Genomic DNA, 13949 nt, shown 5'->3' with positions numbered 1-13949 from the left:
AAGAGACTACTTGGCGTTTTCTTTGAGACAAACCTCTCGCCATACCCCCGAATACAAGCATAGAGAAGGCATGCAGATAATCGGTGTGTCTTTCTATGACTGTGGATAGTACCACGGTCATACCGTAATTGCGGATTTGACCCAACGCGCAAAACAATGATGGACTTGATGAAATTTGACTGAATACCTCAGCACTTGGCCCTATGACTCGGGAACACGCCAAAAGTATTCTTGACTGAAAGTCAACGCCTAGTACGAGGCAAAACGTACATACAATTACAAATACATCCTTTAATAGGATCTTCATAGCCATTGAGAGGTTGGTTATACAAGCATCACATGTACAGGTGGACACTCATATCTTGCTCCCCTTGGTAGGAGAGTCGTAAATAGAACGGCAAATAAATACATTCCAAAATAAATATCACATACCTGGAACTCCTTTTATTTCGAAATAACAAAAAGGTAATCTACTGAATACGAAAGGACTCCGTCTACAAACTCATCCTCTCTTTAAACTTCGAGGCTTGTCGGCGGCTCACTTCTACTTTGTCTCCGCCACGAAGCTCGACCATGAGCCCTCCGTTGAACCAGGGTTCGATCTTCTCTACCCAACTAAGGTTGATGATGTGTTTGCGGCTGGCCCGAAAGAAAGCCTTGTCGTCCAATTTCTCATCGAGAGCATTGAGAGATTTGTGAATCATGGGACGCACAGTATCGAAATACACTTTGATGTAGTTGCCATCCGACTCGAAGTAGCGGATTGTCTCCAATTTGACAAACCAGCACTTCTCTCCGTCCTTGACGAACACCTGATCAGCATAGGACAGTTGCCCTCCTGTTGGAGCCAATGCTCGAGCTTCTTTGTGTTTTTGATCGAGGAGCTTTTGCACCACACGTGCGAGTCGTTCGGGATCGATGGGTTTGAGCAGGTAGTCAAAAGCGTTGACTTCAAATGCCTTGATGGCGTACTGATCATATGCCGTCGTAAAAACAACCAACGGTGCCCGATCTAGCTCAGCCAACAGATCAAACCCAGTCTTTTCAGGCATCTGAATATCCAAGAAGATCAACTCAGGGTTTTCCCGGTCGATCACTTCAAGTGCTTCGTCCACATTGGCCGCTTCTCCTACGATCTCTATCTCACTGTGTGCTTGCAAGAGAGAGTTCAGTTCCTTCCTCGCCAATCTCTCATCATCTATCACGACTGCTTTCATGGTCAATATTCTTTTGGTATTATAATTTCTGTCAATACAACCTGTTTGTCTTCATTCTCAATCCGAAACTGTGCCCGGTCTCCATAGATCAATTTCAGTCTTTCTCTCGAGTTTTGCAAACCGCGCCCATGGCCCTCTGCGGGGGATTCATCGATACGGTAGACACCGTCGTTGCGAATTTGCAAAATTAATCGCTCTCCCTCATAGTAGGATTTCAATCCTATCTTTCCTCCATTTTTCAGCTTGGACACCCCATGTTTGACCCCATTTTCCACCAAGGTCTGCACAAGCATCGGGGGGATTTTATTCGCGAGCGTTTCATCAGCCATCTCGAGGACAATCTCCAACCGCTCCTCAAAACGGATGCTCTCTAATCCGAGATAGGCCCGTACGGTTTCCATCTCGTCTTCCAGTGTGACCAGCTTGAGCTTCTCAGCAGTGAGTGTGTTTCGAAAAATGCTCGACAATTGGGTGATCGCCATTTTGGACTTGATTGGATCTTCGTCTACCAAGGCCTTGATGCTATTGAGCGCATTGAATATAAAATGTGGGTTGAGCTGAGAACGCAAGTGCTGCAACTCTGCCTCTCTAATCACCGCTTCATATTGCAAAGACTTGTTGTACTGTTCGAAATATTGATAGGTAAAGTAAATCAAGGCCCACAAAAAATACATAGCCGCTGGACCCAGCACACCAAAAAGGACATTGACTGTACGCATCTCGACCGACCATACCACTGTACCCATCAGGTAGGAGACAAACAAAAGCAACAAATGATTGACAAGCCCTAGGAGCAAGTTGCTCAGCAAGACAATAGGGACCAGCTTGACAATCGAATACTGCATCCAGCCTCGACGCTTGATCACCGTACGAAGAAGGTGCGACGACAAGATGTAGAAGAAGATTTGCCAAAATTCTATCAGAAACTCAGCCAGCGTAAAGCGCCCACGCTGAATGAAGTATATGGCGTAATTGAATAAACCATAAAACGACCAACCCAGAATTTGGCACAACCAATATATCGTCCGCTTAGTCATGCCGCCAAGGTAAGTCAATTCGGAGAAATGCTGTAGAGATTGTTTTTACTTTTTGACCAACGGTCACACCATACCTCTCCTCGCTCTTCCTTTCAATGAATATGAATTTTTTGTCCTAAGACTCCTTCTGTAAACAAATGTATCCGAAAGGTGTCTTCCACACTCATTTTTTGCCCAGCTTGAGAGGCAAAATACAATACGCTCCCTGAAATGCCCAAACCCAATACACTCCACAGCGCCCATGGGTTGACATCAAGCATCAGTTGTACACAACCATAAATCAATGCAAAAAGGAACAACATACCTATTGCCGAATAGGCAAAAGCAAAGATCGTCCAGACGGAAGGTTTGGGACCGTAGTGCCCACGAATTGTAGTCTGACCGTATTCCTCTTCGAAAGTCAGCCCCAAGTGTGGAGACCAAAAATGCTGCTCCGCTGCAGGCATCATCACGCTGATGGTATGATGAGCAAATACGACTTGACAAGGGCTAGTGACTGCTTGCTTGGCTTCCTCAAAACGCGTACGAATCTCGGCGATACTCAAATCACTCTTGACATGAAACCTCGGACGTATACGGATACTGGTCATCGTGTGTATTTGCCTTGACAAGATGAAGATAAAGCATTTTTGACTACAGCCAAAAACTAAAGGCCGAGCGCATCCGGCTTGGACTTGAGACCATAGATATCCCCAACCCAACTGTACACCCAACCAAATGTCGCACAAGAAATGTGAATAAAAGAGATATGTGCATTGTTGCCCAATACGGACATGTTGAAGATCTCAAAAACAAAAACCAGAGACCACAAAAACCACTTTTTACTGCTATGATAGGAGAGCCCCCCGATGATTGCGAAGATACCAACCGATCCTCCCATCCAGGTTCTCGAAAATCCACTCGTCACAAACTCTGCCTCTGGGAAATAATACAAAAGTATGTTGAAAAGTGACCCCGTATACAACCCAATAAAAAGGTAGGAGGCAAAATAAATTTTGATGGTATTCCAAGTCCCATGCTGTGCCTCATAAGACTGTACGGGAAAGAAAAAACCAAAAATCATCACAAACAAGATGTGCTGAATATCGTTGTGAAACCATGCTGTGGTAAAACAGGTCATCATAAAATGTCCAAACCGCTCTGTGAAATGCCCCATCCACATCGTCATCTCACACATGAACTGTATCTCCCATGGCCCATCACAATGTCTCCGTGCCGCGAAACCAAAGACTCCAAGTAGTATCCAGACTATGATCAAATAAACAATGCTGAATTTGCGAGACCACAACCACTCCTTCATAGAAGTCATCTTGTTGCCGTACTTATCCGTCCACGGCCACTGATAGGGCACCCAATGCTTGTTGTATTTTTCTTCCCTCTTTTCTTGTACTTCCACTACACGTTATTTGTCCCAAAGCGCTGACTTCAGGGTTGATTGATAAAACGACGAAACGGTCACATGCCAATTCATCTAATTATTTTCAGACTACCGTCAACCAACGCCTTCCGAGAATCCACAAGCTTTGATTGACTGATGCGCTGCAAAACAAGTCAATTTGTTAAGAATCAGATAGCTCGATCTTCAAAAACTTAGAGGTATAACAATTATTTAACGCGACAACTTCCTCAGGTGTACCGCTTGCTACAATCTGTCCTCCACCGACTCCTCCTTCTGGGCCCAAGTCAATCAGATGATCGGATACTTTGATCACATCGAGGTTGTGCTCGATGATCATCACCGTATTCCCTTTGTCTACTAGGATATTCAAAACGTCGAGTAGCAGTTTGATGTCCTGAAAATGAAGCCCTGTCGTCGGTTCATCCAACACATAAAAAGTCTTCCCAGTATCCTTTTTGGACAATTCGGTCGCAAGTTTCACACGCTGGGCCTCTCCTCCCGAGAGCGTGGTGGCATGCTGCCCCAACGTCAAATAGCCGAGACCTACATCCTTGAGTGTCTTGATTTTTCGCACGACTTTGGGTTGAAACTCGAAAAAATCCACTGCCTGCTCTACGGTCATATCCAGCACATCGGCGATCGACTTGCCTTTGAATCGCACTTCCAAAGTCTCCCGATTGTAGCGCTTGCCTTTGCAGGTCTCACAGGGAACATGTACATCTGGCAGAAAATCCATCTCTACCACTTTCATCCCAGCTCCTTCGCAAGTTTCGCATCGTCCTCCTTTGACATTGAACGAAAACCGACCCGGCTTGTACCCACGTATCTTCGCTTCAGGCAACTGTGTATACAAGCTGCGGATGTCCGAAAAAACGCCCGTATAGGTCGCTGGATTAGAACGAGGTGTCCGCCCGATAGGCGACTGATCTACCTCGATGATTTTGTCAATGTGCTCGATTCCTTCGATGGATTCATAGGGTAGCGGTTCTTTCTTGGATCGATAAAACTTGTGATTGAGAATCGGTACGAAAGTCTCATGAATCAACGACGATTTACCGCTCCCCGACACCCCTGTCACGGCGATCATTTTGCCTAGAGGCAATTCAACGGTTACGTTTTTGAGGTTGTGACCGGTCGCACCTGTCAGGCGAATGGCTTGTCCGTTACCTTCTCGTCGCTGTGCAGGCACTTCGATCTTCAACTGGCCATTGAGGTAGCCTGCAGTCATCGTATTGTTTTTGACAAACTCCTCCGGTGTACCTTGTGCCACGATCTGCCCACCATGCCTCCCTGCACCTGGTCCGATATCGATGATGTAATCGGCATCTAGCATCATGTCTTTGTCATGCTCCACGACGATCACGGTGTTGCCCAGATCTCGCAAGTCTTGTAGTGCCTTGATGAGTTTGACATTGTCCCGCTGATGCAGTCCGATACTCGGTTCGTCGAGGATGTACAATACCCCTACGAGCTGCGTCCCAATTTGAGTCGCCAAACGAATACGTTGAGCTTCTCCTCCAGACAAGGTTCGCAGCGGTCGATTCAGTTCTAGGTAACTGAGCCCTACATCAAGCAAAAAGCCCAAACGCTTGCGAATCTCCTTGAGTATCTCTGCAGCGATGATATTTTGACGATCCGTCAAGCGATCCTCTATCCCTACAAACCATTCTTGGAGGCTTTCGATATTCATGGAAGCGAGCTCCGAGATGTTCCTTTCGTCAATTTTAAAATGCAGCGATTCCTTCTTGAGCCGTGCCCCCTTGCACGACGGACATTCACTCGTAGAGGTGAAATCCTTGATCCATTTCTGGATTTTGTCCGTACCACTCTCCTTTTGCTTTTCGAGAAAATGTATGATCCCTTCAAACTTGGTATTCCAGTCTGTCCCTGGGTATTTTTTGGAACTCACGGCTACAGGTTCGTCCGCGCCATACAGCAACACCTCGATCGCCTCTCGCTTCATGTCCTTGATCGGGGTGGTGAGCTTGTATTTGTACTCTTTGAGAATGGCTTCTATTTTCTTGAAAATCCAGATGTCGCGAAAATCCCCCAAAGGAGCCAACCCTCCTCGACTGATGCTCAACGTGGGATCGGGGATGATGTTGACCTCTTCGATCTTGTCGATGTGCCCCAAGCCGTTGCATTCTGGACAGGCTCCATACGGCGAATTGAACGAAAACATATTCGGAGCAGGGTCATCATAGGCCAACCCTGATTTGGCATCCATCAGATGTTTAGAAAAATGGTGATCTTGCATCTGTTCGTCGAGGACCATCATGATCCCCTTGCCGTGATGGATGGCTGACTTGATGGAGGCCTGGATGCGTGGACGATCCTTGTCACGGACCATGAGACGATCTATGACGATCTCGATATCGTGGGTCTTGTAGCGATCAACCTGCATCTTGGGAGTCAGGTCGATGATTTCCCCGTCTATCCGTACTTTGGCAAACCCCATCTTGGCAATCTGCACAAACAGTTCTCGGTAGTGCCCTTTACGCCCTTTGACAACTGGTGCCAAAAGCATGATTTTTTGCCCGTCAAAGTTCGACAGTACATGATGGAGAATTTGCTCTTCGGTTTGCTTCTCCATCTTCTCCCCCGTAAGGTAAGAATAGGCAATCCCCGCTCGAGCGTAGAGCAATCGCATGAAATCATAGACCTCTGTCACCGTACCCACGGTAGATCGTGGATTCTTAGAAGTGGTCTTTTGCTCTATAGATATCACTGGGGATAGCCCGTTGATTTTGTCTACATCAGGACGCTCCATATCCCCAAGAAAACTCCTCGCATAGGCCGAAAAGCTCTCCATGTACCGCCGCTGTCCCTCAGCGTAGATCGTGTCGAAAGCCAAAGACGACTTCCCACTTCCGCTGATTCCTGTGATCACCACCAGTTGATCCCTTTTGAACCGTACGTCTATGTTTTTGAGGTTGTGCTCTCGCGCACCATAGACCTCCAGATACTCCGTATGCTCTATCGCCTCTATGCCTTCTTTCTTTGTGCTTTCGTTTACCTGCATGTTTACTCGCTTAGTACCTTGACGGTAAATTCTTGTCCTTGTTTGATGGTCAGTTTGTAATCTCGAATCCAAGGGTTCAACTTTTTAAGTTGGTAGTAGGTCATGTCTTGCCCTTGGGCAAAATCATTCCAATCTGCCACGGATGTAGTCAGTACCGTATCTTTCGACTTAGGGAGACGATATCCATCCTTTACGTTGAAGCGAAACACCTCTGGATTTTCCAATAAATTCTTGAGCGCAATGATGCGAAACACATAACGCGCTGGCTCCTCACTCACAATCATGTCGTAGTAGCTTTCCGCTTTCTGCTTGCTCAAAACCTGAGAAGTAGCCCGCATACCCATGTTGTATGATGCAGCCACAATCGTCCAATCTCCGAATCGCTCGTATGATTTTTTCAGATATTTAGTCGCCGCAACAGTTGATTTGACCGGGTCATAGCGTTCGTCTACTTCGCTACTGACAATCAACCCAAAGTCCTTAGCCGTCCCCGATAGAAACTGCCAAAACCCCACTGCATTGGACGGAGAGACGACATTTTTCAACCCACTCTCTGCCACCGCAAGGTATTTGAAGTCGGTGGGCACCTCGTGTACCGCGAGGATAGAATCCAACACAGGCAACCACTTTTCTGCACGCTTCATCAGGATGATAGCATTGGAGTGCCAGAAGGCATTGACCTGTACCTCTCGATCCAACCGCTCGGCCACATCCTCACGATCCATTGGTACAACCTCTCCTGCAAACGTGATGGCCTCTGGCAAATCATAGCCTGTGATGGTTCCATTGCCGTTGTTGAATGAAGCCTCCACTTCAGTCGGTGCTACTACAGCAGCTTCTGTCTCGACTACAGCGCGAGCTGGTTTCAATAGATATATAAGCCCTCCTCCTATCACCAATCCCAGCAACAAATACCTGATTTCTTTGGGCATAGGTTAAAACAAAAAATTGGGTGATAAGTTGTACTTATTGTAAAACTCATCGATCACATCTACGGCTTGCGTAGCATCATCTACTAGGTGAAACAAATCCAAATCCTCTGCGCTGATGTTGCCAAACTTTTCCAACATCACAGATTTGATCCAATCGATCAACCCAGACCAAAACTCCGTCCCTACTAGCACGATCGGAAACTTACCGATCTTCTCAGTCTGGATCAATGTCAATGCCTCAAAAAGCTCGTCCAATGTCCCAAAACCTCCAGGCATCACGATGAAACCCTGCGAGTAGCGTACAAACATGACCTTGCGGACAAAGAAGTAGTCGAAATTGATAAATTTATCCTGGTCGATATATATGTTGCCATTCTGCTCAAAAGGAAGGTCAATATTGAGACCTACAGATTTGCCAGATTCACTCTTGGCTCCTTTGTTTCCAGCCTCCATGATCCCTGGGCCTCCACCTGTGATCACACCATAGCCATGCCGGACGAGCTTCGCTCCGATTTCTTCGGCGATCTTGTAGTACTTGTTTTCAGGTGAGGTACGTGCAGATCCAAACACCGAGACACAGGGCCCGATACGCGCAAGTTTCTCAAAGCCCTCGACCATCTCAGACATCACCTTGAAGATGACCCAAGAGTCAATACTTTTTATTTCATTCCAATCTTTCTTTTTGAAGGCTCTACGGATTTTTTTTTCCGTGTCTTCACTTATGGGTTCTTCTGTCATATGAATAGACTTTTTAGGTTATTACTTTCGGTAATGGCGCGCAAATTTACACATTAAAGCGATCAAGGTAGTGGCTCAGCCTAGAATATCCATGACCGCCGCTTGGGCTCGGTCATATTTGAATTGGAATCCACTCCCTATGACCTTTTGATTGTCTATGCGATGTCCTGACAATACGATTTCGGCCATTTCCCCGAGTAGGAGCTTCAATACAAAAGCGGGAACATTGGGCAACCAAAGAGGTCGACGGATCGCTTGAGCAATAAGCTGAGTCAGCTCGGCATTGGTCACGGGGTTGGGTCCGACGGCATTGTATGCCCCATGAGTCTGATCATCCAGCATGAAGTGCTCAATCATCGCCGACAGATCCTCTATATGAATCCAATTGCAAACCTGCTGACCGCTACCGAGTGGCGCACCGACAAGCCACCAAACAGGCTGTGCCATCTTTTCTAGTGCTCCTCCACGCTCTGCCAGGACCATTCCGATTCGTGGCTTGACCACTCGTACTCCGAGCTTCACTATTTTATCGGCTTCTTTTTCCCAATCGACTGTGACCTTCGCCAAAAAATCAGAACCCGAAGCATCCCCCTCTTTGGACCAGTGCTCAAAGGACTCATAGCCATAATACCCAATCGCAGAAGCAGAAATAAAGACCTTGGGCCTATTAGCCAACTGCGCCAATTGATCATGAAGGAAACGCGTCGAATCGATACGACTGTTGTAAATCACCTCCTTGCGTTTGGCCGTCCACTTGCTGTCAGCTACTCCTGCACCAGCCAAATGAATGACTGCCTCAACCCCCTCCAAAGCGCCCGCTTCGAGATAGCCATTTTGAATATCCCACTCGTAAACTACTGCCGTTAGACTCTTGAATTTTTTTCGACTCAACAGCCTGACTTCATGCCCTTTAGACACCAGCAAAGCCGTTAGATGAGATGCAACCAAACCATTGCCACCCGTAATGAGTATTATCATAGGAAAATCTGTTTTATCGACTTAATACAATATTAAATCTCTAACGAGATACATTATTAAAGTTATTCACTATTTTAGGAATTAGTCCAAATCAAAATCTAGTTAATGAATTTTTCTTTAGAGTCATATCAGCAGCTAGTCATCCTTAGTTTAGGATTTGCAGTGATTTGTATCGCCGCTACGCGCATTGCCCCGATCTTTCAGAAGATCAACCTACCGGTCATCACTGGCTTTTTAGCTACTGGAGTATTGGCTGGTCCCTACATATTGAACTTGGTCCCCAAAGAGTCAGCACATCAGCTCAACTTCATCAACGAAATCGCTTTAGCTTTCATTGCTTTCGCGGCTGGATCCGAACTGTATCTCCGCGAACTCCGCTCCCGCATTCGCAGCATCAAATGGAACACCTTCAGCCAATTGGCATTCACCTTTGTATTTGGCGGTCTTTCGGTCTTCTTTTTGTCCGACCTCATTCCATTCGTCAAAGACGTGGATTTCAACACCAAACTAAGCATCTCTCTACTGTGCGGAGCGATCTTCGTGGCTAGGTCTCCCACAAGCGCCATTGCAATCATCAACGAATTGCGCGCCAAAGGCCCTTTGACTCAAACCGTCCTAGGGGTCACTGTCCTGACTGACTTCTTCGTCATCATACTGTTCGCCGTGTGTATGTCATTTGCCGTGAGTCTCTCGGGTGGAGATCGATTCAACTATCTCAGTATCATTCTACTGCTCATCGAGATTGCAGCATCTTTGGGGATTGGTCTGCTGCTCGGCAAGCTGCTCAATATCATCATTTCTATTCGGATCAGACGCTATGCCAAATCAGTCATCGTGGTGGCTCTCGGCTATTCGGTCTACATCCTCAAAGCCTACCTTGCCGAATGGTCAGAGCCATTTTTGGCACATGGCTTCACGATTGAGCCTCTGATCATTTGCATCATTGCGAGTTTTTATGTGGCCAACTATACCAAGAACCGCCCCGAATTCCTCTCGCTACTGGACAAGACTTTCCCTCTCATCTATGCGGCATTTTTCACACTCACAGGTGCTTCTCTCTCACTCTATGCCCTGCTAGACGCCTCGCTCGTTGCCTTACTCTTCTTCTTTGTACGCGTCCTATCAATCATCGCCGGCAACTACTTCGGAGGGATCATGTCAGAGGACCCTTGGCCTCAAATCCACGTGGGTTGGATGCCCTACATCACTCAGGCGGGAGTCGCCCTAGGCTTGACTGCAGTCGTCTCCTCAGCCTTTCCTTCGTTTGGGCCAGATTTTGCCGCATTCGTCATAGCCATCGTCGTGATCAATGAGATCGTAGGACCTCCGCTCTTCAAATACGCCATCACCAAAGCGGGTGAAAACCGAAACAAAGGCTCCTTCAAATTTGACGGAGTGCGAGATGCCATCATTTTTGGATTCGAATCCCAAAGTGTGTCTCTAGCCCTACAACTCATCAACAACGGGTGGAAAGTACAAATCGCTACACGCAAAAAACCAGGCAGTATCGAAGAACCTGATGGCATCACCATGCGCTACATCAATCAACTCGACCTGGAGACACTCAAACTCATGCATGCCGACAAAACAGAAGCCATCGTCTGCCTGATGTCGGATCGACGTAACCTGGAAGCCTGCGAACTCGCCTACAAACATTTTGGCACACCAGATATGATTGTCCGCTTAGGAGAGCGCTCTTACTATGACAAGTTCCTCGCGTTGGGTGCACGAGTAGTCGACCCTTCTACGGCCATTGTCAGCCTATTGGATCATTTCGTCCGCTCTCCTCAGGCTACTTCTCTCTTGCTCGGGATGCAGCCAGGACAGGACACCCGAGACATGGAGTTGCTCGATCCAAGCCTGCATGGGATTACGCTACGCGACTTGAGATTGCCGTCTGATGTACTGATCCTATCGATTCATCGTGGAGGGCAGATGATCATCTCTCATGGTTTTACTCGGTTGCGAGTCGGTGATGTGGTGACCTTCGTCGGGTCTACCGAAAGCCTGAATGCCATGCAGCTCAAATTTGATCACTACTAACCCATGTGAGGGAATAGAGTGAAAAAGAATCAGCTAAAGTCTTCATCTCTTGAAATCAGAAAAGCCAAGAATCAAACGGAATGCACTTAATCCTTGGCTTTGTAATGTTGCTACTCAGAAGAATGTGCTTACTCCTCGTAAGCCCAATCAATACCTGTTTTCATGTCTTTGAGCACGATGCCTTGGGTTTTGAGACTACTACGTAAAGCATCCACTTTGTCGTAGTTCTTTTCCTCTTTGGCTACCGCATACTCTTGGATCAAAATATCCATCAACCCCTCTATGTCTACATTGGACTCCTCTTTGAGACCGAGGACTTCGAGGACAAACGTCTCATAGGTCATCTTCATCCTTTCGTAGGTTTCCTCGCCGATTTCCTCTATGGTCAGGTTTTGTGTCTGTAGATTGTTGATTTTCTTGAGCAGGTTGAACAAGTGCCCAATCGTCAGTGCCGTATTGAAGTCATCATTCATCGCACGATAGCAATTGTCACAAATCTGGTTGATCTGCTGAATCGCCTTTTCGTTTGGTTCCGCCTCTACACCTGTGCCCTTTAGTTTTCTCAAAGTCTTGAGCCCATTGATCAATTTTCGATACCCCTTGTGAGCCGCGAGCAAGGCATCATTGGAGAAGTCCAATGTACTCGCATAGTGCGACTGCAACATGAAGAAGCGCACCGTCATAGGGCTGTAAGGTCGCTCCAAGAGCTCATGGTCACCACTAAACAGCTCGTGAGGAAGGAAGGAATTGTTGAGGGACTTGCTCATCTTCTGTCCATTGACTGTCAGCATGTTGGTATGCAGCCAATATTTCACAGGGTCTTGCTCATGTGCGCCGATGGACTGTGCCATTTCGCACTCGTGATGTGGAAATTTCAAATCCATTCCTCCTCCATGAATATCAAAGGATTTTCCGAGGTATTTGGTCCCCATCACGGTACACTCTAGGTGCCACCCAGGGAAGCCTTCACCCCATGGCGAATTCCAGCGCATGATGTGATCCGTTCCTTCGGCGGACTTCCATAGCGCAAAATCTACGGAATTCCTTTTCTCATCCTGCCCATCGAGGGCACGAGTATTGGAGAGTAGCTCCTCGATCTTTCTACCAGATAGTTTGCCATAGTCATGGTCTACTTGATAGGCATTGACATCAAAGTAGACCGAGCCATTGACCTCATAAGCGAGGCCTTTTTCTAGCAGTACCTGGATCAACTCGATTTGCTCCAAGATATGACCTGTCGCGCTCGGCTCGATACTCGGAGCGAGTGCATTGAACTGCTCCATGACCAAATGAAAATCCTGTGTGTAGCGCTGTACGACCTCCATCGGCTCGATATTTTCCAGTTTGGCCTTTTTTCCAATCTTGTCCTCCCCTGAGTCTGCGTCATTGACCAAGTGCCCCACATCGGTGATGTTGCGCACATAGCGCACCTTGTAGCCCAAGTGCATCAAATAGCGATAGATCACATCAAAACTGACGAAGGTACGAACATTGCCCAAGTGTACATCGCTGTACACGGTCGGCCCACACACATACATCCCTACAAAAGGGGCATGCAACGGTTCGAATAATTCTTTTTTTCCAGAAAGGGAATTGTTGATTCTTAGGTCCTTGAGCATTGAAAAGGTTTTACGAAAAAATTGAATGTGCAAAATTGCTTATACGAAAGCAATGAAAAAAGTTATCGGTCATCAAATTCTTACATTCACTGCTTTCTGCCACAAGCGAGCGGATCACTGCTTCTGCCACATGATCAAATGTCTTGAGCCAACATCTATTTTTCAATTGGCCTTGAATTCGAATTAACTCTCCTCTATATGTAGCAATTCGACTGCTTTCTATTTATAATTGGATTTCGAAATGCATCAAGCCTTCATGAAGAAACTAGTTGTCCTAATGGTATTTGCCTCTCTATCGCTGAGCGTATGTGCTCAGACCGATGGCAACTATGAGTACAGCAAAGAATTCATCTGGGGGATCAACAAAAACACCAACGGCGGTCTCATCGGAGGGTTCATCATGCGCTGGTCCAGTGCACGAGGAGAAAAGAAATTTCGAAGCATCGGTTTTGAAGCGATGAATGTCAAAAACCCCAGAGAAACACGCATCTCCAACGGACAAAGCCAATTCATCTACGGCAAGTCCCACTATCTCTATGCCATCCGAGCCCAGTATGGATTTGATCACTTACTGTTCAAAAAAGCACCTCATCAAGGGGTGCAAATCAACTTCAACTATTCGATAGGACCTACCCTCGGTGTGATCGCCCCCTACTACCTCGAAAGCACGGACGGCAACAGCTACCCTTTTAGCTACCAAAAATTCCCGACCTGGAACACTGTCGCTCGAACAGGATATCTCTTTGAGGGACTGAGTGAGTCTTCATTGACCTTTGGGATCAATGCCCGCGCAGGGCTCAAGTTTGAAATGGGCGCCTTCAAAAGCAACGTGACTGGATTTGAAATCGGCGCATTGGTGGAGGGCTTTACCCAAAAAATAGAACTCATGCCCAATGAAAAGGACCAGGCGTTGTTCCTTTCAGCCTACTTGACGATTTTCTACGGAAGAAGAAAGTAAAGTCCA

11 protein-coding genes are annotated in these 13949 nt (G+C 46.9%); 2 read left to right on the top strand and 9 right to left on the bottom strand.

From position 1 onward, the window contains the following. Positions 1–494 precede the first annotated feature (494 nt). The 8 genes from BFP72_RS18720 to BFP72_RS18685 all read right to left on the bottom strand — a co-directional run bounded on the left by BFP72_RS18720 (position 495) and on the right by BFP72_RS18685 (position 9323). Positions 495–1217, bottom strand: coding sequence for a LytTR family DNA-binding domain-containing protein (locus tag BFP72_RS18720; protein ID WP_099600604.1), 723 nt, complete (start codon positions 1215–1217; stop codon positions 495–497). A 2-nt stretch (positions 1218–1219) separates the two neighbouring features. Beyond that, complete coding sequence (locus BFP72_RS18715; protein ID WP_099600603.1) at positions 1220–2254, bottom strand: sensor histidine kinase; 1035 nt, start codon at positions 2252–2254, stop codon at positions 1220–1222. A gap of 92 nt (positions 2255–2346) precedes the next feature. Beyond that, positions 2347–2865: a hypothetical protein gene (locus tag BFP72_RS18710; protein WP_143520133.1), complete on the bottom strand. Its 519-nt coding sequence runs from the start codon at positions 2863–2865 to the stop codon at positions 2347–2349. Between the two features lie 35 nt (positions 2866–2900). Next, the gene (locus BFP72_RS18705) at positions 2901–3650 is read right to left on the bottom strand and encodes a rhomboid family intramembrane serine protease (RefSeq protein WP_099600601.1); all 750 of its coding nucleotides are present in this window, start codon (positions 3648–3650) and stop codon (positions 2901–2903) included. Positions 3651–3813: 163 nt separating this feature from the next. Further along, positions 3814–6675 (bottom strand): excinuclease ABC subunit UvrA, encoded by a 2862-nt coding sequence (gene uvrA, locus BFP72_RS18700; protein ID WP_099600600.1) that lies wholly within the window; start codon positions 6673–6675, stop codon positions 3814–3816. A gap of 2 nt (positions 6676–6677) precedes the next feature. Further along, positions 6678–7607 carry a lytic transglycosylase domain-containing protein gene (locus tag BFP72_RS18695; protein ID WP_099600599.1) on the bottom strand — a complete coding sequence of 310 codons (930 nt, stop codon included), beginning with the start codon at positions 7605–7607 and terminating at the stop codon, positions 6678–6680. Positions 7608–7610: 3 nt separating this feature from the next. Next, positions 7611–8345 (bottom strand): TIGR00730 family Rossman fold protein, encoded by a 735-nt coding sequence (locus tag BFP72_RS18690; RefSeq protein WP_099600598.1) that lies wholly within the window; start codon positions 8343–8345, stop codon positions 7611–7613. Positions 8346–8420: 75 nt separating this feature from the next. Continuing rightward, positions 8421–9323 (bottom strand): TIGR01777 family oxidoreductase, encoded by a 903-nt coding sequence (locus BFP72_RS18685; protein ID WP_099600597.1) that lies wholly within the window; start codon positions 9321–9323, stop codon positions 8421–8423. Positions 9324–9428: 105 nt separating this feature from the next. On the opposite strand from BFP72_RS18685, the gene BFP72_RS18680 reads away from it, so the two are divergent. Then, a complete protein-coding gene (locus BFP72_RS18680) occupies positions 9429–11366 on the top strand; it encodes a cation:proton antiporter (RefSeq protein ID WP_099600596.1) in 1938 nt (645 codons plus the stop codon). A gap of 128 nt (positions 11367–11494) precedes the next feature. Here the strand turns inward: BFP72_RS18680 and cysS are convergent, their stop codons facing one another. Then, positions 11495–12985 (bottom strand): cysteine--tRNA ligase, encoded by a 1491-nt coding sequence (gene cysS / locus BFP72_RS18675; RefSeq protein ID WP_099600595.1) that lies wholly within the window; start codon positions 12983–12985, stop codon positions 11495–11497. Positions 12986–13241: 256 nt separating this feature from the next. Here cysS and BFP72_RS18670 point away from each other — a divergent pair, with 256 nt between their 5' ends. Next, positions 13242–13943, top strand: coding sequence for a hypothetical protein (locus BFP72_RS18670; RefSeq protein ID WP_255397258.1), 702 nt, complete (start codon positions 13242–13244; stop codon positions 13941–13943). The last annotated feature ends 6 nt before the right edge of the window (positions 13944–13949 follow it).

Origin of the sequence: Reichenbachiella sp. 5M10, assembly GCF_002742335.1 — a bacterium.
Lineage (GTDB): Bacteria > Bacteroidota > Bacteroidia > Cytophagales > Cyclobacteriaceae > Reichenbachiella.
The sequence above is the reverse complement of the archived record's forward strand: the minus strand, read 5'-3'. Positions and strand labels throughout refer to the sequence as shown.